We start from the raw sequence: 22115 nt of genomic DNA, 5'->3' as shown, positions 1-22115 counted from the left end.
CGTGAGGCGGCCCCGCCCTGGTCGCTACGCTCCCGACGCTCTTCCAGGCGACGGCGCTCCCACCTGCTTATGGCCTCACTTCGTGAGGCGGGCTCGGTCGCCATATGCCGCCGCCTTCCTCCGCTCTGGTCGCTACGCTCCCGACGCTCTTCCAGGCGACGGCACTCCCACCTGCTTATGGCCTCACTTCGTGAGGCGGGCTCGGTCGCCATATGCCGCCGCCTTCCTCCGCTCTGGTCGCTACGCTCCCGACGCTCCTCCAGGCGACGGCACTCCCTCGCGGCTGAAGAGGGTCTGGATGGAGACCGCGGCCGCGCCGCGTGCCCACTGCTCGAAGGTCCGCGGGCGCAGCAGCAGGCGGCAGTCGGCCGCCGCGCCGAACGCCTGGGCGGCGAAGGACTGGTTGATCTGCTCCTCGAACAGGTCGTAGGCCGCCAGCCCCGGCACGTCGCCGGTCACGATGATCCGCTCGGGGCCGAAGAGGTTGGCCATCGCGGCCATGGCCAGCCCGATGGCGTGCCCCGCCCGCGCGAACACCTCCCGCGCCGCGGGATCCCCGCCGTGGGCCAGGTCGATGGCCGCGTTCACCGACAGCGACGCGTCGCCGGTGACCGCGCGCACCGCCGCGACGAGCGGCGCCGTCCCGGCGATGGCCTCGACGCAGCCGCGCCCGCCGCAGTGGCACGGGGGCTCGTCGCCCCCGACGGGGATGTGGCCGATCTCCCCGGCCACGCCGTGGGATCCGGCCACCACCCGGTCGTTCACCACCAGACCGCAGCCGATCCCCATGCCCACGGTGACCAGCGCGAACGACGACGCCCCCACGCCGTCGCCGAACCACTGCTCGGCCACGGTGAGCGACTTGACGTCGTTCTCGACCGTGACGGTGAGGCCGGTCGCCGCGGCGGCCAGCCGCGCCAGCGGCACCTGCCGCCAGCCCAGGAAGGGGGAGTAACGGACCAGCCCGTGGGCCTTGTCGACGTCGCCCGACACGGCCAGGCCCAGGGAATGGCAGCGCTCCCGGTAGGCGGGGTCGGCCGCCAGCAACTCGGCGACCAGCCCGGCCAGCTCCGCGACCACGCCCTCGACGTCGGTCGTCGCCAGCCTGCGGTGCGCCGAGGCCACGGGCTGGGCACGCAGGTCGGTGACCACGCCGATGAGCTCGTCGTCGGTGATCTTGATGCCGGTGAAGAACTCCCGGTCCGGTCTGATCGTCAGCGGGCTGGCCGGGCGTCCTGCCCCTGGCGCGGTCCGCTCGGTGGCCTCGAGCTCCGCCAGGTAACCTGCCTCGATGAAAGGGCGGGCGGCCTTGGTGACGGCGGCCGACGACAGGCCGCTGCGTCTGGCGATCTCCACCCGGGAGACCGGGCCCTGGGTGAGCACCATGGTGAAGACGGTGGCCTCAGCACGGGTGGTGGTGGTGAGCCGGGGCTGCATGGCGGCCATCGTATCATAATTAACTTCGTCAAGAATTGAATTCGCAGCGAATGTAATTGGTGAGGTTTGTGTTATCTGAACAGTGACTCTCCCGTCTCCTGAACGGAGCATCGGAGGCTCCCGGACGGAGATGATGGATGTACGCGCGCCCGACGTACGAGGTCGAGACGGTGCTCGCGGCCCGGGCAGGCGATCGCGGCGCGATCGACGAGCTGGTCAGGAGCCACCTGCCGCTGGTGTACAACATCGCCGGCCGTGCCATGAACGGCCATCCGGACGTCGACGACGTCGTCCAGGAGACGATGGCCAGGGTCGTGACCGGCGTGTCCGGGCTTCGCGACCCGGAGAGCTTCCGGTCCTGGCTGGTCGCCATCGCACTGAATCAGGTCAGGGAGTGGCGCCAGGCCGCGTCCGTCACCCTCGCCGCCCTCGACGAGGCGCTGGGCATGCCGGACGCGGGCGCCGACTTCGCCGCCGTCACCATCACCCGGCTCGGCCTGTCCGGGCAGCGCAAGGAGACCGCCGAGGCCGCCCGCTGGCTCGACGCCGACGACCGCGAGGTGCTCGCGCTGTGGTGGATGGAGGTCGCGGGCGAGCTGGCCAGGGCCGACCTGGCGGCCGCGCTGGGCGAGAACGAGCGGCACGCCGCCGTCCGCGTGCAGCGCACCAAGCGGCGGCTGGAGTCGGCCCGCGCGGTGGTGCGGGCGCTGGCGGCCCAGCAGGGCTGCCCCGGGCTGGGCGCCGCGGCGGCGTCCTGGAGCGGCGTCCCCTCCGATCTGTGGCGCAAGCGGCTGTTCCGGCACGTGCGCGAGTGCCAGGCCTGCACCGAGCAGATGTCCGACCTGGTCCCGGCCGAACGGCTGCTGGCGGGGCTCGGCCTGGTGGCCGTGCCCGCCGGGCTCGCGGCCGGCCTGCTGGAGATCGCCCGTACGGCCGCCGCCCCGGCGCTGAAGGCCGGCCTGCTGGCCAAGGGCAAGGCGGCGGCCGGCTCGTTGCTGGCGAGCAAACCCGTCGCGGTCACCGCCGCGGGAGCCACGCTGATCGCCGGGGGAGCGGTGGTCGTCCAGAGCATCCGGCCCGAGCCCGCGCCCCCGCGGGCCGCCGCGCCGGCGATCGCCACGTCGGCGCCCGCCTCAGCCCCGCGCTCGCCCAGCCCGTCGCCGACGCGTACCCGCCGGGTCAACCCGTACGGGCGCACCGTCGACGCGGTGGACCAGGCCCCGCCCAGGAACCGTCCCCCCGCCCCGCTGCCCCGCCGCCGGGCGGGAACCGTGACCGTCGACGGCACCTACGGGCACGCCCGTTTCGGCGCCCCCACGATGACCCACCGCGGCGAGCGGCTCACCATCACCGGAAAGGGCTACTTCCAGGTCCGCTGGGGCATCCTCTACCGCAACCGCGTCGGCCCCTTCCCGCCCGCCACCTGGACCGGGCTGAAGGGCAAGTTGTTCCACGTCGCCTCGGGCGGCGGCCGGCGGATGGACGACGAGCAGGCGCCGGGCGTCACGTGGATGGGCTCACCGGAGACCGGCTTCGCACGGCTGCCCCGGGGCCAGCAGCAGATGTGGCAGAACGAGTTCTACTACCTCGACGGCGCCGTCACCTTGCACAACAACGAGAGCGGCACGGACGTCGACCTCTCGGTCGCGCCCAAGACCTGGCGCGAGGTCTGGGCCGACATCTCGGCCAGGCCCGACCCCGCCAAGAGCATCCTGCGGTACGGCCTGACCCGCGACACCGGCGACGACCGCGCTCCCGTCCCGCAGTACCTCACCCGGGCACGGCCCGCGGACCCCGCCCAGGTGCCGCAGCGCAGCCGGGTCACGCCGCGCTGAGCGGCGCCTTCGCCCGCGCCGGACCCGAGGCGGCGCCTCGACGTGACATGTAGGAAATTTCCTACATGTAGTGGACGTCGGCACAAACCAAGGGCCCGTCCCCGTCGAGCGGGCGGCCGACGTCGTGGGCGCTCTGGAGCTGCTCGTCCACACCTGGGACGTGGCCCGCGCCGTCGGCGGGGACGAGACCCTGGACCGCGAGGCCGTCATCAGGACGCACGCGAGCCTGCGCCCCCACTACGCCGCGCTCCAGGCGACCGGCTCCTTCCGGCCGCAGGACACGCCCCCCGCGGACGCCGACCCGCAGACCGCGTTCCTGTACTTCACCGGCCGCCGTCCCTGACCCCCGCCGCATGGGAAGATCCCGTATGACCGCGAACCCGTGCACCTTCTGCAGGATCGTCGAGGGCGGCGAACCCTCGCAGACCATCCACCAGGACGACCACTGCGTCGCGTTCCTCAACATCGCCCAGGTCACCAAGGGGCACACCCTGGTCGTGCCGAGAAAGCACCGCAGGGACCTCGCCGAGATCCCGCCCGGCGAGGCGGCGCACGTGATGAGCACCGCCGTCCACGTCGCCCGCCGGCTCACCCGCGCCCTCCGGGCGCCCGGTGTGAACCTGTGGCACGCCAGCGGCGAGACGGCCTGGCAGAGCGTGTTCCACTTCCACCTCCACGTGGTCCCCCGCTACACGGAGACCGATCTCACGCCCCCGTGGACGGAGACCGAACTGCCCGTGGAGTCCCTGGCGGCGCTGGCGGAGGAGATCCGCCGGGCGTGACACCGACCAGGCCGCCGGCCATCGCGCGGGAGGGGCACGCCTGAGCGTGCTGGCAGGATTAATTAATTATGTCAAGAATTGAATTCTGGAGGTCTCGGCTTTACGCTCCTGCCGAGCCTCCAGAAGGACCTTCATGACTCTTGTGACCTATCTCGCCGATCACCGGCTGTGGCTGCTGCGCACCCCCGCGACCTCGTACGCGCTGGGGCTGGACCCCGACGACCGCCCGCGCCACGTCCACTGGGGCGCGCCGCTCACCGCCGAGCAGGTGATCGACGTGCCGGCCCTCCCGCACCACGAGAACAGCAGCTTCCAGGTCCGCGGGTACGGCGAACTGGAAGGCCCCGGCTTCGGCGCCCCGTCGCTGCGCCCCCGGTACGCCGACGGCGGCGCGGGCGTGGAGTGGCGCTATCTCGATCACGAGATCGAAGGCGGGCACCTGGCCGTCCGCCTCGCCGACCGCCATCACCCCCTCGAGATCACCCTGCACTACCGCGTGCGCGACGACACCGACGTGATCGAGCGGTGGACCGTGCTCCGCCACACCGGCGAGTCCGGTCCCATCGAGCTGGAGCGCTGCGACTCGGCCGCGTGGACCCTGCCGCCGCTCCCCGATGTCAGGATCAGTCACGTGGTCGGCGGGTGGTCCAGCGAGACCCAGCTCAAGCGCGAGGGACTGCCGTACGGCGAGACCGTGCTGACCAGCCGGCGCGGCACCACCAGCCACCAGGCCAACCCATGGATCATGCTCGACGACGGCACGGCCGCCGAGGAACGCGGCGAGGTGTGGAGCGCCGCGCTGGCCTGGAGCGGAAGCTGGCGGATCGCCGTGCAGCGGCCGCCGTTCGACGCCGTGGGTTTCACCGGCGGCGCCGGCCACGACGGCCTGCGGGTGCGCCTGGCCCCGGGCGAGACCTGGCGCACCCCGGTGTTCGCGGGCGTGTACGGGACGGACGGGTTCGGCGGCATCAGCCGGGCCTGGCACGCCTACACCCTGCGCCACGTGCTGCCCCATCCGCAGGAGCTGCGGCCCGTGCTCTACAACTCCTGGGAGGCCACGGGGTTCGACGTCGACCTGGACGGGCAGCTCCGGCTCGCGGAGAAGGCCGCCGCGCTGGGCGCCGAGCTGTTCGTGCTGGACGACGGCTGGTTCGGCCGGCGCGACAGCGACCGGGCCGGGCTGGGGGACTGGCAGGTCAACCTCGACCGCTTCCCCAGCGGCCTGGACAAGCTGATCGAGGCCGTGCACGGGCACGGCATGCGGTTCGGCCTGTGGGTCGAGCCCGAGATGGTCAACCCCGACAGCGACCTCTACCGCGAGAATCCCGACTGGGTGCTGCACATGCCGCACCGGCGCCGCACCACGCTGCGCAACCAGCTCGTGCTCAACTTCGCCAGGCCCGACGTGGCCGCCTGGGCGCACGCCTGGCTGGACCGGCTCGTCGCCGAGCACGAGATCGACTTCCTGAAATGGGACTTCAACCGGGCCTTCACCGAGGCCGGCTGGCCCGGGCACGACGAACCGGACCGGCTCTGGTTCGACCACGTCCACAACCTCTACGCGCTCATCGACCGGCTGCGCGCCGACCACCCGCACCTGCGCGTCGAGTCGTGCGCGGGCGGCGGCGGCCGCGCCGACCTCGGCATCCTGGCCCGCGCCGACGAGGTGTGGCCCTCCGACAACACCGACGCCGTGGACCGGCTCGCCATCCAGCACGGCTACGGCCAGGTCTATCCCGCCCGCACCATGGCCGCCTGGGTCACCGACAGCCCCAACCCGCTGACCGGGCGCTCCGTCCCGCTGCGCTTCCGCTTCCACGTGGCCATGGCCGGCGTGCTGGGGCTCGGCGGCGACCTGCCCGCCTGGCCGGCGGCCGAGCTGGCGGAGGCCGCCGGGCTGGTGGCCCTCTACAAAGAGGTCCGGCCGGTCGTGCAGCACGGTGGCCTGTTCCGGCTCGGCGCGCCGGACGATCCGGTCAGCGCGGTGCAGTACGTGCTCGGGGACCACGTCGTGGTGCTGGCCTACCGGGTGCGGACGCGCTTCGGTCATCCCGCCGGGCGGTTGCGCCTGGCCGGGCTGGAGGCCGCCGCCCGCTACCGGGACGAGGGCACCGGGCAGGTCCACCACGGCGCGGTGCTCCTGGCCCATGGCCTGCACCTTGACCTGCCCGCCGGCGACTACGCCAGCACCTTGATCCGCCTCACGAGGCTCGCCTAGCTCACCGGCGCGCGGACCGGCCCACCGGCCCACCGGTGGGCCGGTGGCGGGGTCAGGCGCGGCGGAGCTGGAAGGTCAGGCCCAGGTCCTCGTCCACGTGGGACGGCAGGTCCGCCACCGCGCCCTCCGTGACCGTCGTCGCCAGGACCTCCTCCGCCACCACGTGCGGCTCCGACCGCAGCGCCGCGGCCAGGTCCGGCGACGAGGCAGCCCACGACAGCTCGATCCGGTCGGTGATCGACAGGCCGGTCGCCTTGCGGGCCTCCTGGACCAGGCGGATCACCTCGCGCAGCAACCCCGCCCGGCGCAGCTCGTCGGTGAGCTGGAGGTCGAGGGCGACGGTCTCGCCCGTGCCCGTGCCGATCGCGCCCGTCTCCACCGCCCAGCCCGCCCGGGGCTGCTCGTTGACGATCACGTCGTCCGGGCCGAGCATGATCTCGCCCAGCTCCTCCGCCTCCACCATGACCGTGCCGCCGGACCGGATGGCGCGGGCCACCCTCACCGGATCGGCGGCGGTGACCGCGGCGGCCACCACCTTGGTCTGCGGCCCGAACCGCTTGCCCAGCGCCCGGAAGTTCGGCTTGACCGTGTAGGACACGAGATCGGCGCTGAAGCCCGACATGTCCTCCAGGGTCTGGACGTTGAGCTCGTCGGCCACCAGCCCGCGCAGCTCGCCCGGCAGCGACGGCCAGCCGTGCGCCCCCACCAGGGCCCGGGCGAGCGGCTGCCGCGTCTTCATGCCCGACGAGGCCCGGGCCGAGCGGCCCAGCTCCACCAGGCGCCGCACCAGCGCCATCTGGTCGGACAGCGCCGGGTTCAGCAGGTCCTGGCGCACCTCCGGCCAGGAGGTGAGGTGCACCGAGGAGGGCGCGTCGGCCGCGCGCAACACGTCCCACAGGTAGTCGGTGACGAAGGGCGTGACGGGCGCCATCAGTCTGATCACCGTCTCCAGGCACTCGTACAGCGTGGCGAACGCGTCCTCCGAGCCCTGCCAGAACCGGCGGCGCGAGCGGCGTACGTACCAGTTGGACAGGTTGTCGAGGAAGTCGGCCAGCCGGCGGCCGGCGCGCTGGGTGTCGTACTCGTCCAGCGCCGCCGTCACCTCGGCGACCGTCCGGTGCAGTTCGGCCAGCGCCCAGCGGTCCAGCAGCGGCCGCTCGGCCGCCGGGGTGGCCTGCGCCAGCATGGCCGGCGACCACGACTCGGCGTTGGCGTAGAGCGTGAAGAACGACGAGGTGTTCCAGAGCGTCAGCAGGACCTTGCGGACGATCTCCTCCAGCGCGTTGTGACCCACCCGGCGGGCCGCCCACGGCGAGCCCGAGCAGGCCATGAACCAGCGCAGCGCGTCGGCGCCGTGCTGCTCCATCAGCGGCATCGGCTCGAGGATGTTGCCCAGGTGCTTGCTCATCTTGCGGCCGTCCTCGGCCAGGATCAGGCCCAGGCACAGCACGTTCTCGTACGAGGACTGGCCGAAGACCAGCGTGCCGACGGCCATCAGCGAGTAGAACCAGCCGCGGGTCTGGTCGGTGGCCTCGCAGATGAACTGCGCCGGGTAGACGCCCTCGGGCTTGCCACGCTCGCCCCACTGCGCGAACGGCATGGAGCCGGAGTCGTACCAGGCGTCGATCACGTCCGGCACGCGCCGGGCGAGGGCGCCGCAGGTCGGGCAGTCGAAGGTCACGTCGTCGACGTACGGGCGGTGCGGGTCGAGCGCCGAGACGTCCTGGCCCGCCAGGGCGCCCAGCTCCTCCAGGGAGCCGACGCACCTCACATGGGACTCGTCCGCCGTGCACACCCACAACGGCAGCGGCGTGCCCCAGTAACGCGAGCGCGACAGCGACCAGTCCACGTTGTTGCGCAGCCACTCGCCGAACCGGCCCCACTTGATGGTGTCCGGGTACCAGTTGGTGTCCGCGTTCTCGGCCAGCATCTGGTCCTTGACCGCGGTGGTCCGGATGTACCAGGACGGGAGCGCGTAGTAGAGCAGCGACGTGTGGCAGCGCCAGCAGTGCGGGTAGGCGTGCTCGAGGTGGCCGCCGCGGAACAGCAGGCCGCGGGCGCGCAGGTCCTCGGTCAGCTCCTCGTCGGCGTCCTTGAAGAACCGGCCGCCGACCATGGGCACGTCGCCGAGGAAGCGGCCGTCGGGGCCGATCGGGTTGACCACCGGCATGTCGTACTGCCTGATCACGGCCAGGTCGTCGGCGCCGAAGGCCGGGGCCTGGTGGACCAGGCCGGTGCCGTCCTCGACCGTGACGTAGGTGCCGAGCACGACGTAGTGCGCGTCCGGGATGTCGACCAGATCGAACGGGCGCGCGTAGGTCGTGCGCTCCAGCTCGCGGCCGGTGTAGCGGGCCACCTCCGTGACGCCTTCGCCGAGCACCGGCAGCAGCGGCTCGGCCACCACCAGCACCTCGCCGTCCACGGTGCGGGCCGCGACGTAGGTCACGTCGGGGTGCACGGCGACCGCCGTGTTGGACACCAGCGTCCACGGCGTCGTCGTCCACACCAGCAGCGCGGCGCCGAGTTCGGCCAGCGGCCCCGACGTCACCGGCATGCGCACGTAGACCGACGGGCTGGACACGTTCTCGTACCCGCCGGGCTGGCCCAGCTCGTGGTCGGACAGGCCGGTGCCGCAGCGCGGGCAGTACGGCGTGATCCGGAAGTCGCGGAACAGCAGCCCCTTGTCGAAGACGACCTTCAGCGACCACCACACCGACTCGATGTAGGACGGGTCCATGGTCCGGTACGCCTGCGACAGGTCGATCCAGTAACCCATCCGCTCGGTCATCTGCTCGAACGCGTCCACGTGCCGCAGCACCGACTCGCGGCACTTGGCGTTGAACTCGGCGATGCCGTACGACTCGATGTCCTTCTTGCCGGACAGGCCCAGCTCGCGTTCGACGCCCACCTCGACGGGCAGACCGTGGCAGTCCCATCCGGCCTTGCGCGGGACGCTGAAGCCGCGCATGGACTTGTAGCGCGGGAACAGGTCCTTGAACACGCGCGCCTCGACGTGGTGCACGCCGGGCAGGCCGTTGGCGGTGGGCGGGCCCTCGTAGAAGACCCACGCCTGGTTGCCGGCGTTCTGCTCGATGGAGCGCTCGAAGATCTTCCCGTCCCGCCAGCGGTCGAGGACCTCGCGCTCGAGCGCGGGCAGGTCGACCTGCGCGGGAAGAGGGCGGAAGGATGGGGAAGACATTTCGGGCGAGACCTCCACGCTTGAATCGGCCTTGTCGGCTGGCGTGAAGGGACGAAGCCGTGCGGCCCCGCGGTACCACCCTTCTTGACCCCGCCCGCAGGGGCGAGGCCCTCTTCATTTGCTCTGCTGCCGGTTCTAGTGAGCTCCTGAGAGCCGTTCTTCCGGCGGCTCCGGGGTGATATCCCTCACAGTCGGGCCCCATCAACGCCTTGCAGTCTCAAACCATAACGCAGAGTGGAGGCGAAGGCTTCCAGGTTTTCCCCTGTCGCCCTCCCCGTCGGCCCCCGACGGCCGCGCCGTCGGTACGGAGCGCGTAAACGGCAACAAAGTTGTGGGAATGGACGCCGCTGAGGAGGAGTTGAATGCGCGAGGCGGGATAGTACGGGGGAGGTAAACCGTCCGGCGGGTCGTTTGCCGTTCCGTTATCAGGATCCTAAGCTGCCCGCACCCTTAACACGGCCTTGATCAGCAATGGAGGCACGCCATGGCGGCAGTTACGCAGACCGCTACACCGTCCCTGTGGTCGGACGAGGAGCTTGCCGAGGTACGCGGCAGGCTCCAGACCGAGATCGACGAGCTCGAGGCGGACATCCACCGCCACGAGACGGAGATAGCCTCTGGAGACGTCACGCAAGGAGCCGGCGACGACCAGGCCGACGCGGGCGCCAAGACGTACGAGCGCGAACGCGAGATCGCCCTTACCCTGAATGCGCGCGATCTGGTCGCGCAGAACGAACGTGCGATCGCCAGGATCGACGCCGGGACCTATGGAGTGTGCGAATCGTGCCACAAGCCGATCGGCAAGGAACGCCTTCAGGCGTTCCCGAGGGCGACGCTGTGCGTGGCCTGCAAGCAGAGGGAGGAGCGCCGGTAGGCAGACCCCGCGGTCGCCTGTTCGCCGTCCTCATCGTGCTGGCGGCCGTCATCTACGCGGCCGACCTCACCACCAAGACGGTGGTGCTGGAGAGGCTGGAGGGCAAGGCGCCGCTGGTCGTCATCCAGGACGTGCTGCAGTTCCGGGTGATCTTCAATTCCGGTGCCGCGTTCAGCATCGGCACCGGGATGACCCTGATCCTCACGCTGATCGCGGCGGCGGTGGTGGTGGCCATCGTGCGCACCGCGCGCAAGCTCGGCAGCCGCGCGTGGGCGATCACGCTCGGCCTGCTCCTCGGCGGGGCGCTCGGCAACCTCACCGACCGGTTGCTGCGCTACCCGTCGGGGTTCGGCCGCTCCACGCAGCTCCAGGGGCACGTCGTCGACTTCATCGAGGTGCTCCCGGGACACTTCCCGATCATCGACTACTTCCCGATCTTCAACATCGCCGACTCCGCCATCGTCTGCGGCGGCATCCTGGCGGTGATCCTGGCCTGGCGCAACGTGCAGATCGACGGGAGCAGGCCGGTCCAGGAGGGGGACGGGACCAAGGGAGACGACGGGACCGGAGAGGAGGACGGGAAGAGTGGCTGAGCAGCGGAGCCTGCCCGTGCCCGACGGGCTGGAGGGCGAGCGGCTCGACGCCGCGCTCTCGCGCCTGTTCGGCTTCTCCCGTACGCGCGCGGCCGAGCTGATCGTCGCCGGCGAGGTCCTGGTCGACGGCCGGCAGCCGGCCAAGTCCGACCGGGTGCACGCCGGCGCGTGGCTGGACGTCACCCTGCCGCCGCCCGTCACCACGCCGATGCCGGTGGCCGAGCCGGTGCCCGGCATGTCCATCGTGTACGAGGACGACGACATCGTCGTCGTCAACAAGCCCATCGGGGTGGCCGCCCACCCGACCGTCGGCTGGACGGGCCCGACCGTGATCGGGGGCCTGCTCGGGGCCGGCCACACGATCGCCACCAGCGGCGCCGCCGAGCGCCAGGGCATCGTGCACCGCCTGGACGCCAACACGACGGGCGCGATGGCGGTGGCCAAGAGCGAGCACGCGTACTCGCGGCTCAAGCGCGCCTTCAAGGAACGCACGGTCGACAAGCGTTACCACGCGCTCGTCCAGGGGCATCCCGACCCGTTCCGCGGCACGGTGGACGCGCCCATCGACCGGCACCCGTCCGGCGACGGCAGGTTCGCGGTGGTGGCCGGGGGCAAGCCCTCCGTCACGCACTACGACACCGTCGAGGCGTTCCGCGCGGCCTCGCTGCTGGACATCAAGCTGGAGACCGGGCGTACGCACCAGATCCGGGTGCACATGGCGGCGCTGCGCCACCCGTGCGTCGGCGACCTGCTCTACGGCGCCGACCCGACGCTCGCGGCCCGGCTGGGGGTCACCCGGCAGTGGCTGCACGCGGTGGCGCTCGGGTTCGAGCACCCGTCCACGGGGGAATGGATGTCGTTCAGCACCGACTATCCGCAGGACCTGCAGAAGGCGCTCGACATCGTCCGCGACGAGTCCTGAGCCCCGCGCCGCGGCCGGGGCCGCACGGTCAGGAGAGCTTCTTGTCGGCCTTCCGCTTCTCCGCGTCCGAGGCCCTGCCGTTGCTCGAGCCCTCGCCGTCCGAGCCCTCGACCTGACTGGGCGTCTCGGGGGAGGTCTCCTCCTTCTCCTTCTTGGTCTTGGCCGGCGTCGGCTCCTCGGTGGGGGTCTTGCGTCCGCCGGCCGGTGTCCTGGGCCCCTCCCTGGTGGGCGGCGGGGTGCTGCGCGGCGCCTGCGGCTCGTACGTGGACCCGTACGTGGACTCGGGGGAGGCCGGCCCGGTGTCCGTCACCTCCGGTGGCGACTCGGAGGAGCCGGAGGACGGCGAGGGGACGGCGGGTGTGGTGACCACGGCGGGTGCCGGCCCCGGGGTGCGCGCCGTGTCCGGCGGACGGCTGGACCACCAGGCGGCGCCGCCTGTGAGCACGGCCACCAGCAGCGCACCGCCGCCGATCGCGGCCAGCGGGCGCCCACGCCGCCGCGGCGCCGAGGCCGCCGTGACGGGGACGGGCACCGGGCCGGTCCGCTCGGGGACGCCGCCCGCCAGGATCACGGTCAGCCGCCGCTCGGCCTCGTCCAGCGTCATGCGCTCGGCCGGGTTCTTGCGCAGCAGCCCCAGCAGCACAGGGGCGAGCACGCCGGCGCGGGCCAGCGGCTCCGGCTCGGCGTGCATGACCGCGCCGAGCGTGGCCAGCGCGTTGTCCCGCTGGAACGGCGAATGGCCCTCGACGGCCATGTACAGCGTCACGCCCAGCGACCACAGGTCCGACGCGGGCATGGCCGAGCCCCCCGCCGCCCGCTCGGGCGCCATGAAGGCGGGGGTTCCGATCAGGATGCCCGTCCTGGTGACCGGCGCCTCGTCCTCGGTGGTGGCGATGCCGAAGTCGGTGAGCACCGCCCGGCCGTCCTGGGCCAGCAGCACGTTGTCTGGTTTGACGTCCCGGTGCAGCACCCCCGCCGCGTGCGCCGCGCGCAGCGCCTCCATCAGCTGCAGGCCGACGTTCGCGGCCTCGATCGGGGACATCGGGCCGTCCTCGCGGATCAGGTCGCCGAGGGTGCGGGAGTGGACGAGCTGCATGACGATCCACGGGTGCCCGTGCTCCTCCAGCACGTCGTAGACGGTCGCCACGCCGGGGTGCGCCACCCGCCCGGCCGCCCTGGCCTCCCGGAACGTGCGCACCGAGAACACCTCGCGCTCCGGCCCCGTCAGATCCGGCGGCGGCAGCACCTCCTTCACGGCCACGTCACGCCCGAGCACCTCGTCGTGCGCCTGCCACACCGTGCCCATGCCGCCCTTGCCGATCGTCCTGAGCAGGCGATATCTCCCACCGACCATCCCCGCTGAATCGGACATGCACGGCAGCTACCCCAGAAGCATCCGGGCAAGCGCGGTGACGACCGCCGCGGCCGCCAGGACGACGAGGAACGGCGCCCGCAGCAGCAGCGCCACGGCCGCCGCGCCGAGACCCGCCGTGCGGGCCGGGTCGAAGCGCAGCCCGCCCTCCTCCGTGAACACCTGCACCGCGATCAGCGCGGCCAGCAGCGCCACCGGCACCAGCTCCGCGAACCTGCGCACCCCCGGATGGTCCAGCACCCGCCGGGGCGCGGCCAGCCCGGCCAGCTTGAGCGCGTAGCAGCCCGCGCAGAGGGCGGCGATCGCCCACCACAGCGTCATCGCGCCATCACCACCAGGACGGCCGCGGCCGACAGCAGCACCGGCACGCCCGCCGGCAGGAACGGGGTGGCGCACAGCGCGATCGCCGCCGCGACCGCGGCCAGCAGGCGCAGCTCTTTGCTCGCGGCCAGCCGGGGCCACAGGATGGCCAGGAACGCGGCCGGGCCCACCGCGTCGAGGCCCAGCACGCCCGGGTCGCCCAGGAACGACGTGCCGAACGCGCCCGCCAGCGTGGTGAGGTTCCAGGTGACGTACAGGCTGGCGAACGTGGCCGCGAATCCGGCGCGGGCCGCCGCGGGGTCCGGCTGGGCGAGGGAGACGGCCGTGGTCTCGTCGATCACGCCGTGCGCGGCAAGCAGCCGGCGCGGGCCGCGTACCCGCAGCAGGCCGGCCAGGCGCAGGCCGTACAGCGTGTTGCGGCCGCCGAGCAGCAGCGCGCCCGCGGTGGCGGCGACCAGGTCACCGCCCGCGCCCACCGCGCCCGTCAGGGCGAACTGCGAGGCGCCCGTGAACGTCAGCAGGCTCAGCACGCACGCCTGCGGCACGGTCAGGCCCGCGGTGATCGCGGCGGCCCCGAAGGCGAGCCCGGACAGCCCCACGGCCAGGCCCATGCCCAGACCGTCCCGCACGGCGGCGGAACGAGATGTTGTCTGATCCATGGGGCGAGAGACTAGGACGCGCGGGAATCGCTGGTCTTGTACGTTCCTGCGGCGCGCTGGTAGGCGGCAGGCGGTACGCCCACGATGCGGCGGAAATGCCGGGTGAGGTGGGCCTGGTCGGTGAAGCCCACCTCGGCGGCCACCCGCGCCGGCCGCATCCCGGACTCGAGCAGCCGGCGCGCCCGGCGTATCCGCAGCGAGGTCAGGTACGCGTGCGGCGGCAGGCCCGTCGCCTCCTTGAACGCCCGCAGCAGCGGGAACGGCCGCGCCCCCACCGCGCCCGCCAGGTCCTCCAGCGTCGGCGGGTCCAGCAGGCTCTGGTGCAGCAGATCGAGCGCCTCCCGCACGGCACGCCCGCCCGCCCCGGGCGGCGCGGTGGCCGGCCTGGGCGTGGCGTGGCGGGCCAGCAGCCGGGCGAACAGCGTGCTGCTCAGCGTCGAGGCGGCCAGCGCGTCGCCCCGCTCGGCCGCCTGGTGCGCCCGGCCCAGCAGCGCCGCCACCTCGTCGTCGCGCACCACCTGCGCGGGGAAGTGCGGCGTCGTGTGCGGCGCGCCCAGCTCGGCCGCGATCCCGGCCAGCGCGTCGATCGACGGGTAGAGCATGCGGTACGACCATCCGCCCGGCGCCCCGGCCTGCCCGGTGTGCACGGCGTCGGGGTTGACCAGCACCAGCTCGCCCGCCGCCGCCCGGTGGGTGGTGCCCCGGTAGTCGAACTCCTCGACGCCGGCGACGATCAGGCCGATGGCGTAGCCGTCGTGGACGTGGCGGGAGAAGCGGTGGGTGACATACCGGGCCTTGAGCAGATCCGTCCCCGGCACCGCCGGGTGCCGCCAGAAATGCGCCTGCTCTTTCACCGCGGTCTGAAGGTCTTGGCGAACGTCTGGAAATAGCGCTTGTCCTGCGCCCAGCGGGAGTCGAGGGTCTCCCAGTAGAGGGCGTAGGGACGGCCGTCGGCGGTGCGGAAGCCGCGGTTGATCACGTGGATGAGCTTCCCGTCGCGCATCCTGGTGAACTCCCAGTCGGCGGCCTCGCGGCCGAGGTAGCTGGTGGAGGTGATGCCGATCCTGGTGTATCCGCGGAACTCGCCCTTCGCCTGGATCTCCTTCTCCAGGGAGGCCCACTGCTTGGCCGGATCCGTCCAGGCCCTCTCGGGCACGGTCCACTCCACGATGAGCCGGCCAGGGGTGTCCGGTCCCGTCATGGAGATGCTGTCGCGCTCGGCGGTCTTCTTGGCCAGCCATCCCGCGGGCATGGCGATCGAGAACCGGCCCGCCGTGCTCGTGAACGTCCGCCAGCCGGCGGGCGACGCCCGGGTGGGCGAGGCCGTCGCGGGCGGCTCGGCGGAGGGCGAGGCGGTCGTGGCCGTGGTCGGCGTCGTGGTCGGCGTCGTGGCCGGGGTCGTGGCCGGGGTCGTGGTCGTGGTCGGGGCCGTCCATCGGTTGTAGAGCAGCGCGCCGCCCGTGCCCAGGACCGCCACCGAGGCCACGGCCGCGGCCGGCGCCATCCACGGCGCCCTGCCGCGCCGCGGCCGCCGCCCGGACACGGTCGAGTACGGCTCGCCTGCCGCGAGGCGCGGTCCATCGGTTGTGGGACGCGGCGCGGCATCGATCGTCCGCCGCCCGCGACCCCTCGCCTCCCGCCCCGCGTCGACGGGCGTCCCGTGTGGGCCGTGGCCGGCCGGCGTCGGCTGCCGGTCGGCGGGGATCGCCTGGTGGGCGCCGGTCGCGGCCTCGTACAGCAGCCGGGCGGCCTCCTCGGCGGGCATCCGCGCGCCCGGGTCCCGGCGCAGCAGCCCCATGATGACCGGCGTCAGCGCCCCGGCCCGCGACGGCGGCTCGGGCTGGTCGCGCAGCACCGCCGCCACCGTCGCCGCCCACGAGTCGCGGCGGAACGGCGGCGCGCCCTCGGCGGCCGCGTACAGCGTCGCGCCCAGCGACCACAGGTCCGACTCCGGCCCGGCCGGCTCGCCGTTGAGCCGCTCGGGCGGCATGTACGCGGGCGTGCCCACCAGCCCGCCGGTCGCCGTCAGCCCCGCCTCGGCCTCCAGTGAGGCGATGCCGAAGTCGGTGAGCACGACCCTGCCGTCGTGCGCGAGCAGGACGTTCTCGGGTTTCACGTCGCGGTGCAGCACCCCGGAGGCGTGCGCGGTCCGCAGCGCGTCCAGCAGCCGGCCGCCGATCACCGCGACCTGCCCGGCCGGCAGCGGCCCCTGCTCCTCGACCACCTGGGCCAGCGAGCGGGACCGGATGAGCTGCATGACGATCCACGGCCGGCCGTCCTCCTCGACGACGTCGTGGACGACGATCACCGAGGGGTGGTCGAGGCGCCCCGCCGCCCTGGCCTCCCTGATGGTCCTGCGGACGAGCTCGGCCCGCTTGGCCTCGCCGACGCCCGAGTACCGCACCTCCTTGACCGCCACCGTGCGGTCGAGCAGCTCGTCGTAGGCCCGCCACACCACGCCCATGCCGCCTTCGCCGAGCGGCTCAATGAGGCGATAACGGTTACTGACCAGCCTTTCCACGCGGAGCAGCCTACTTGGCGGGTTTGAACGTCGCGTTGAACCCCTCGAAGAAGTCGTAGTCGTCCTTCCAGTGGCTCTTGAGCGTGTGCCAGTAGATCGCGTACGCCTCCCCGCCGGTGGTGGTGAAGCCCCGGTTGCGCACCTGTGTCTTGCCGGTGTTGGTGTTCCAGGTGAAGTCCCAGTCCGCGGCGGCCTTCATGTAGTCCTCGAGCTCGTCCTTGTCGACCTTCTTGATGTCGAGCTTCTTGTAGCCGCCGAACCCGCGCTTGGCGACGGGCTCCTGCTTCTTCCAGTCCTTGTACGGGTCCGTGCCGGGCTTCTTGGCCTTGTCGATCATGACGTACGCGTTCGAGGCCGCTCCAGGGCCCTTGAACCTCACCCATGTGCCGCCGCGTTCCCACACGTCCCAGCCCTTGGGCAGGCCGACGGAGAAGCCCAGTTTCTTGTCCTTGTACATCTTCCAGCCCGCCGGCAGGGGGTCGGCCTCCTTCGTGGGGCTCGGGCTGGGGCTCGCCGGGGCGGTCGGGCTCGGGGTGGTGCTCGTCGTCGCGGACGGCGTGGCCGAGGGCGTGGCCGACGGCGGCTGGGACGCGCCCGGGGACGCCTGGGACGGCGTCGCGGTGATGCCGGCGGCGGCCTGCTGGGACCTCTCCGGCGTGCCGTCGTCGGGGGCCGAGCTCAGGCCGAGGTAGCCGCCGATGCCCGCGACCAGCAGGACCGCCACGGCCGCCGCGATGACCGGGCCGGGCCGCCGCTGGTCGGTCCCGCCCGCGTCCATCGTGGACTCGGCGGGCGGCTTCGGCTGCGCGGTCACCGGGGTGATCCGCGCGCCGGTCTCGGGCACGACAGGGGCGGGGGCGAGGTTCGGGTCGGTCGGCGTGTCGTCCTCGGCCGGCACCTGGCGCGGCTTGGGCTGGTACGGCGGCTTGCGGGGCTTCGCCGGCGCCTTGCGGGGCTGGGGCGCCGTCGGAACCTGGATCTCATGCACCGCCGTGAACTGCGCCGTCGGCGGCGGGCTCGACTGCGCGATGGCCCTGCGCAGCAGCCGCTCGGTCTCCTCGTACGTCAGCCGCTGCACCGGCTCCTTCCGCAGCAACCCGCTGATCACGTCGGTCAGCGGGCCGGCGTTCCGCGCGGGGTCGGGCTCGTCGGTCAGCACGGCGTGCATCGTCGCCAGGGCCATGCCGCGCTCGTGCGGCGAACGGCCCTCCACCGCCGTGTAGATCGTGGCGCCCAGCGACCACAGGTCCGACTCGCGCCGCGCGGGCAGCCCCTTGAGCCGCTCGGGCGCGATGAACGCCGGCGTGCCCGCCAGCCCCGTCACGGTCAGCTGCGTCTCGGTCTCCAGCGTGGCGATGCCGAAGTCGGTGAGCACGACCCGGCCGTCGTCGGCCAGCAGCACGTTCTCGGGCTTCACGTCGCGGTGCAGCACACCCGACTCGTGGGCGCGCTGCAGCGCGTCGAGCACGGCCAGGCCGATCTCGGCCACCCGTTTGGGCGGCAGCGGTCCTTCCTGCTTGATCACGGTACCGAGCGAGCGCGACTGCACCAGCTGCATGACGATCCAGGGACGGCCGTCCTCCTCGATCACGTCGTGCACGACGATCACGTTCGGATGCTCGAATCTGGCCGCTGCCCTCGCCTCGCGCATGGTGCGCCGGTTCAGGAGCTGCACTTCCTCGCCCAAGGCGGCCGCGTATCTGACCTCCTTGACCGCCACCGTGCGGTCCAGAAGCTCGTCGTGCGCCCGCCAGACGATGCCCATCCCGCCTCGGCCGATGGGTTCCTGCAGCTGGTAACGGCCGGCGATGCGACGTCCGTCCTGCTTCCGATCCGACATCAACGGCCTCAAACCCTCCTCTAGGCCAAGAAATACTCCCATAGGCCGGGATCAACGGCGACTCGCCGGAAGGACAGTCCGCCATCTGAGAATGACTGTCCAGCTGGTGAATTGGTTCGGGTAGGGTTCCCACTATGACTCATCGCTACGCATTTACCCAGCCGGCTCCGGGAGGGCCGGTCGGCGGCTAGCGACCACCTGGAGTCGGCACGAGGCAGAGACGCCCGGTCTCTGCCTTTTTGTTTTCCGCCGGTTCCAGGAGCCGGCCCGGATGGGGAGTCGGGAATGTCATCGACCTTGGAACGGCGCGCGGTGGCCGTCGGGGACCTGCTCGTGGGCGACGGGCCCGCCGTGGTGATCGGCGGCCGGGTGAGCCTGCGGGCGCACGGCGGGCGGGCGGACGCCTACGAGCTGCTGCGTGATCGGGCCACGCTGGCCGAGCCGTACTCGGCGGCCGACCTGCCGGCCGTCGCCGAGCTCGCGGACGCCGTGGTGGTGGGCGCCTCGTGGACAGGGGACATCCCGCTGGTGCGGGCGGCGGCAGGGCTCGGGCTTCCGGTGGTGGTCGAACGGCGGGCCGGGGCTCCCATGGAGGAGTGGCTCGCACTGGCCGGCTACTGCGCCGCCGAGGGCGACGGCCGGGTGATCCTCTGCGACGGAGCCCGGGGCGGCCGGCGCCGACGGCCTGATCATCGACGGCGCGGGACCGGTGGCGGACCCGGAGGCAAACCCGCTGACGGCGCTGCGCGTGGCGGAGGATGCCGTGATCGAAGCGGGCCTGCACCTGGCGGAGGAGCGCGCCGGCCGGTGACGCCGGCGGGCTGGGCCGTCCGGCTCCCTGGAGGACGGTGCCCGCACGGAACGGCGACCCCACGGGGACGGGCGCGCCCGGACCCGGTCAGGGGTTGGCGAGCCGGAAGTTGTTCATCGGCCGCCCGGGGCCGGCGGCGATCTGCTTGGTGATCAGATCCGCGAACCGCCGATAGCCCTCGCCCGTCGGATGGTAGCTGCGGGCGTTGACCTTGAGCTCCTCCACGTCCACGGCCAACCCGTTCAGGTACGGCTGCGGCCGGCCCACCTCGTGCCCCGTGAACGCCTCGAACGCGTCGACGTACTCGACGCTCCCGGACCCTCCGAACGCCGCGATCCCCCGGTCGAACTCGGCCACCACGGCGCTCACCGTGTCGTTGAGCCGCCGCGTCACCCCGTTGATCCACCGCTGGTCCTCGACGCCGAGGTTGTCCACGGTCTCCACCGGGCCCTGGGGGAACGGCCGGGGATAGCCGAGGACGACGATCCGGGCGCCGGGGGCGCGCCCGCGCAGCTCGCGCAGCACCTTGATCATGCTGGGCCGCAGCTCCGCGATGCGGCGGGCGACGGCCGCGTCCTGGTCGACGCACGCCGTCGACCACGGCAGCTTGGCGATGCAGGCCGTCAGCACCTTCGTGAACCCGGCGTCGTTGCCGCCGATGCTCAACGTCACCAGGCTGGCGGACGGCCCGACGCGGGTGATCTGGGGCCGCTGGCCGTACTGGCCGGAGAAGAGCTGGCCGGTGGTGGCGCCGCTGCAGGCGTAGAAGGCGGTGCCGCCGCCGAAGCGGTAGGCCTGGGCGACCAGCGGGACGTAGGAGCCGGTCGACCGGTGGCAGCGGTCGGCGCCGTCGTTGAGCGGCCGCTTGTCCAGCTCGTAGACGCCCTCGCCGGAGGAGTAGGAGTCGCCGAGCGCGACGTACGTGCCGCTCTGCGCCACCTGCACCGGCGTCAGCCGGGCCACCTGGGGTAACCGCCCGCGCGGCTCCCGCCCGGCGGGGCAGGCCGCGTCCAGCACGGCGCAGGTCAGCTTCGGCAGGACGCCCAGGGGCAGGCAGACCAGGGCGAGCGCGGCGCCGGCGGCCGCGGCGGCGGCGATCCGGACGATCACGAGCCACGTGGAGCGAGCCGCCGGCGGCCGGACGGTCTCCGGTGTCGACGTGTCCAGCGCGGCCTCCCCCGTACGGCGACTGCTTGCCCCATCGAGATTAACCCGGGATCCCGGCGCGGTCGGCGATCCGGCGCCGCCTGACCACCGTCCACCCCGCCGCGATGGCCGCCACCAGCGCGGGGAGCAGGAAGAACGCGATCCGCTGATCGCGGTCGGCGAACGGCATGAGCAGCACCACCAGCGCCAGGAAGCCGAGCGTGAGCCAGTTCGTGTACGGCGAGCCGGGCATGGGGAACTCCGAACGGTGCCCCGACCGGCGCAGCCGGGTCTGGCAGTGCACGAGCACACCCCAGGTGGTGATCACGCCGAGCGAGGCGACGGCCGTGGCGATGTTGAACGCCCGCTCCGGCAGGAAGTAGAACAGCGCCACCCCCGCCAGGAAGGTCATCGCGGTGAACAGGATGCCGCCGACCGGGACGTGGCGGGAGCTGAGGGCCCCGGCGAAGCTCGGCGCCTCCTGCTTCATGGCCATCGAGCGCAGGATGCGGCCCGTGGCGTACAGGCCCGAGTTGCAGGACGACAGCGCCGCCGTGATCACGACGAGGTTCATGGCGTCGGCCGCCCAGGGGACGCCGAGGCCGGAGAAGACCGTCACGAACGGCGAGACACCCGCGCGGTAGGCGGTCCACGGCAGCACCATCGCGAGCAGCGCCACCGAGCCCACGTAGAAGATCGCGATGCGCCAGACCACCCCGTTGATCGCCTTCGGCATGACCTCGCGCGGACTGGCCGTCTCGCCCGCCGCGATCCCGACCAGCTCGATCGACGCGTACGCGAACACCACCGACTGCAGGCTCATCAGCACCAGCGGCAGGCCGGTGGGGGCGAAGCCGCCGTGCGCGACGAGGTTGTGGGGCCCCGCCCCGCCGACCGAGAAGACCACCAGCACCAGGCCCACCGCCAGGAAGACCGTGATCGCCAGGACCTTCAGCATGGCGAACCAGAACTCCAGCTCGCCGAACAGCCTGACCGACAGCAGGTTGACCGCCAGCACGAACCCCAGCGCGATCAGCGCGGTGGTCCACTGAGGGAACGCGGGCGCCCAGTAGTGGACGTACGCGGCGATCGCGGTCAGCTCGGCGATGCCGGTGAACGCCCAGTTGACCCAGTACATCCAGCCGCTGGCGAACGCCGCCCACGGGCCGATGAACTCGCCCGCGTACTCGACGAACGACCCCGAAACCGGGCGGTACAGCACGAGCTCGCCGAGCGCCCGCATGACGAAGAACGCGGCCAGCCCGGCGGCGGCGTACGAGAGCACCAGCGCGGGCCCCGCGGCGGCCAGCCGGCCCCCGGCGCCCAGGAACAGGCCCACCCCGATCGCCCCGCCGATCGCGATCATCTGGACCTGCCGGTTGCCCAGCGCGTGCGTGTATCCTTCGTCGGTCTGCGTGCGCACGGAGTGTCTCCTTCATTACTTTCCGTGACATCGACGATATCGGTGCAGGTGAGGGCGAAGGTTCCCGGCACGCCGTGCCCGGCGGCCTCCCGGATGATCGTGGCGTGCGGCCCCGGAATGTCGGTCCGGGCCACTAGAGTTTGAGCGCACCATCACACCTTC

18 protein-coding genes are annotated in these 22115 nt (G+C 72.6%); 8 read left to right on the top strand and 10 right to left on the bottom strand.

The genetic code is table 11. From position 1 onward, the window contains the following. Positions 1–240: 240 nt before the first annotated feature. Complete coding sequence (locus ACIBX3_RS37970; RefSeq protein WP_397125362.1) at positions 241–1437, bottom strand: ROK family protein; 1197 nt, start codon at positions 1435–1437, stop codon at positions 241–243. A gap of 137 nt (positions 1438–1574) precedes the next feature. Here ACIBX3_RS37970 and ACIBX3_RS37965 point away from each other — a divergent pair, with 137 nt between their 5' ends. The 4 genes from ACIBX3_RS37965 to ACIBX3_RS37950 all read left to right on the top strand — a co-directional run bounded on the left by ACIBX3_RS37965 (position 1575) and on the right by ACIBX3_RS37950 (position 6272). After that, positions 1575–3272, top strand: a complete 1698-nt coding sequence (locus tag ACIBX3_RS37965) for an RNA polymerase sigma factor (RefSeq protein ID WP_397125361.1) — start codon at positions 1575–1577, stop codon at positions 3270–3272. A gap of 70 nt (positions 3273–3342) precedes the next feature. Continuing rightward, positions 3343–3615: a hypothetical protein gene (locus tag ACIBX3_RS37960; protein ID WP_397125360.1), complete on the top strand. Its 273-nt coding sequence runs from the start codon at positions 3343–3345 to the stop codon at positions 3613–3615. Between the two features lie 25 nt (positions 3616–3640). Continuing rightward, positions 3641–4054, top strand: coding sequence for an HIT family protein (locus ACIBX3_RS37955; protein WP_397125359.1), 414 nt, complete (start codon positions 3641–3643; stop codon positions 4052–4054). Between the two features lie 133 nt (positions 4055–4187). Beyond that, positions 4188–6272 (top strand): alpha-galactosidase, encoded by a 2085-nt coding sequence (locus ACIBX3_RS37950; RefSeq protein WP_397125358.1) that lies wholly within the window; start codon positions 4188–4190, stop codon positions 6270–6272. Positions 6273–6324: 52 nt separating this feature from the next. On the opposite strand, the gene ileS is transcribed toward ACIBX3_RS37950, so the two are convergent. Beyond that, positions 6325–9471 (bottom strand): isoleucine--tRNA ligase, encoded by a 3147-nt coding sequence (gene ileS, locus ACIBX3_RS37945; protein ID WP_397125357.1) that lies wholly within the window; start codon positions 9469–9471, stop codon positions 6325–6327. A 484-nt stretch (positions 9472–9955) separates the two neighbouring features. Here ileS and ACIBX3_RS37940 point away from each other — a divergent pair, with 484 nt between their 5' ends. Genes ACIBX3_RS37940 through ACIBX3_RS37930 form a run of 3 tightly spaced genes read left to right on the top strand, consistent with a single transcriptional unit; the run spans position 9956 to position 11860 of the window. Beyond that, positions 9956–10345 (top strand): TraR/DksA family transcriptional regulator, encoded by a 390-nt coding sequence (locus tag ACIBX3_RS37940; protein WP_397125356.1) that lies wholly within the window; start codon positions 9956–9958, stop codon positions 10343–10345. 35 nt (positions 10346–10380) lie between these two features. Continuing rightward, positions 10381–10938 (top strand): signal peptidase II, encoded by a 558-nt coding sequence (lspA, locus tag ACIBX3_RS37935; RefSeq protein ID WP_397125355.1) that lies wholly within the window; start codon positions 10381–10383, stop codon positions 10936–10938. After that, positions 10931–11860 carry an RluA family pseudouridine synthase gene (locus ACIBX3_RS37930; RefSeq protein WP_397125354.1) on the top strand — a complete coding sequence of 310 codons (930 nt, stop codon included), beginning with the start codon at positions 10931–10933 and terminating at the stop codon, positions 11858–11860. Before lspA ends, ACIBX3_RS37930 begins: the two co-directional genes overlap by 8 nt. A gap of 28 nt (positions 11861–11888) precedes the next feature. Here the strand turns inward: ACIBX3_RS37930 and ACIBX3_RS37925 are convergent, their stop codons facing one another. Genes ACIBX3_RS37925 through ACIBX3_RS37900 form a run of 6 tightly spaced genes read right to left on the bottom strand, consistent with a single transcriptional unit; the run spans position 11889 to position 18573 of the window. Next, positions 11889–13232, bottom strand: coding sequence for a protein kinase (locus ACIBX3_RS37925; protein ID WP_397125353.1), 1344 nt, complete (start codon positions 13230–13232; stop codon positions 11889–11891). Between the two features lie 9 nt (positions 13233–13241). After that, the gene (locus tag ACIBX3_RS37920) at positions 13242–13553 is read right to left on the bottom strand and encodes an AzlD domain-containing protein (RefSeq protein ID WP_397125352.1); all 312 of its coding nucleotides are present in this window, start codon (positions 13551–13553) and stop codon (positions 13242–13244) included. Next, positions 13550–14212, bottom strand: a complete 663-nt coding sequence (locus ACIBX3_RS37915) for an AzlC family ABC transporter permease (RefSeq protein ID WP_397125351.1) — start codon at positions 14210–14212, stop codon at positions 13550–13552. Before ACIBX3_RS37915 ends, ACIBX3_RS37920 begins: the two co-directional genes overlap by 4 nt. Before the next feature lie 11 nt (positions 14213–14223). Beyond that, positions 14224–15066 (bottom strand): AraC family ligand binding domain-containing protein, encoded by an 843-nt coding sequence (locus ACIBX3_RS37910; protein WP_397125350.1) that lies wholly within the window; start codon positions 15064–15066, stop codon positions 14224–14226. Next, positions 15063–16733 (bottom strand): serine/threonine-protein kinase, encoded by a 1671-nt coding sequence (locus ACIBX3_RS37905; RefSeq protein ID WP_397125349.1) that lies wholly within the window; start codon positions 16731–16733, stop codon positions 15063–15065. The genes ACIBX3_RS37910 and ACIBX3_RS37905 overlap by 4 nt, the downstream gene beginning before the upstream one ends. A gap of 10 nt (positions 16734–16743) precedes the next feature. Then, on the bottom strand, positions 16744–18573 hold the full coding sequence (locus ACIBX3_RS37900) for a protein kinase (protein WP_397125348.1): 1830 nt from the start codon (positions 18571–18573) through the stop codon (positions 16744–16746). Between the two features lie 285 nt (positions 18574–18858). Between ACIBX3_RS37900 and ACIBX3_RS37895 the strand changes: the two genes are divergently transcribed. Continuing rightward, positions 18859–19536: a hypothetical protein gene (locus ACIBX3_RS37895; RefSeq protein ID WP_397125347.1), complete on the top strand. Its 678-nt coding sequence runs from the start codon at positions 18859–18861 to the stop codon at positions 19534–19536. Here the strand turns inward: ACIBX3_RS37895 and ACIBX3_RS37890 are convergent. Together ACIBX3_RS37890 and ACIBX3_RS37885 are read right to left on the bottom strand one after the other, a co-directional pair. Next, a complete protein-coding gene (locus ACIBX3_RS37890) occupies positions 19472–20494 on the bottom strand; it encodes an SGNH/GDSL hydrolase family protein (RefSeq protein WP_397125346.1) in 1023 nt (340 codons plus the stop codon). The two genes, ACIBX3_RS37895 and ACIBX3_RS37890, sit on opposite strands and share 65 nt — an antisense overlap. 97 nt (positions 20495–20591) lie before the next feature. Beyond that, a complete protein-coding gene (locus ACIBX3_RS37885) occupies positions 20592–21953 on the bottom strand; it encodes an amino acid permease (RefSeq protein ID WP_397125345.1) in 1362 nt (453 codons plus the stop codon). Between the last annotated feature and the right edge of the window lie 162 nt (positions 21954–22115).

This window comes from Nonomuraea sp. NPDC049480 (genome assembly GCF_044465905.1).
Taxonomy (GTDB): domain Bacteria; phylum Actinomycetota; class Actinomycetes; order Streptosporangiales; family Streptosporangiaceae; genus Nonomuraea.
This window is presented reverse-complemented; position numbering and strand designations above follow the sequence as displayed.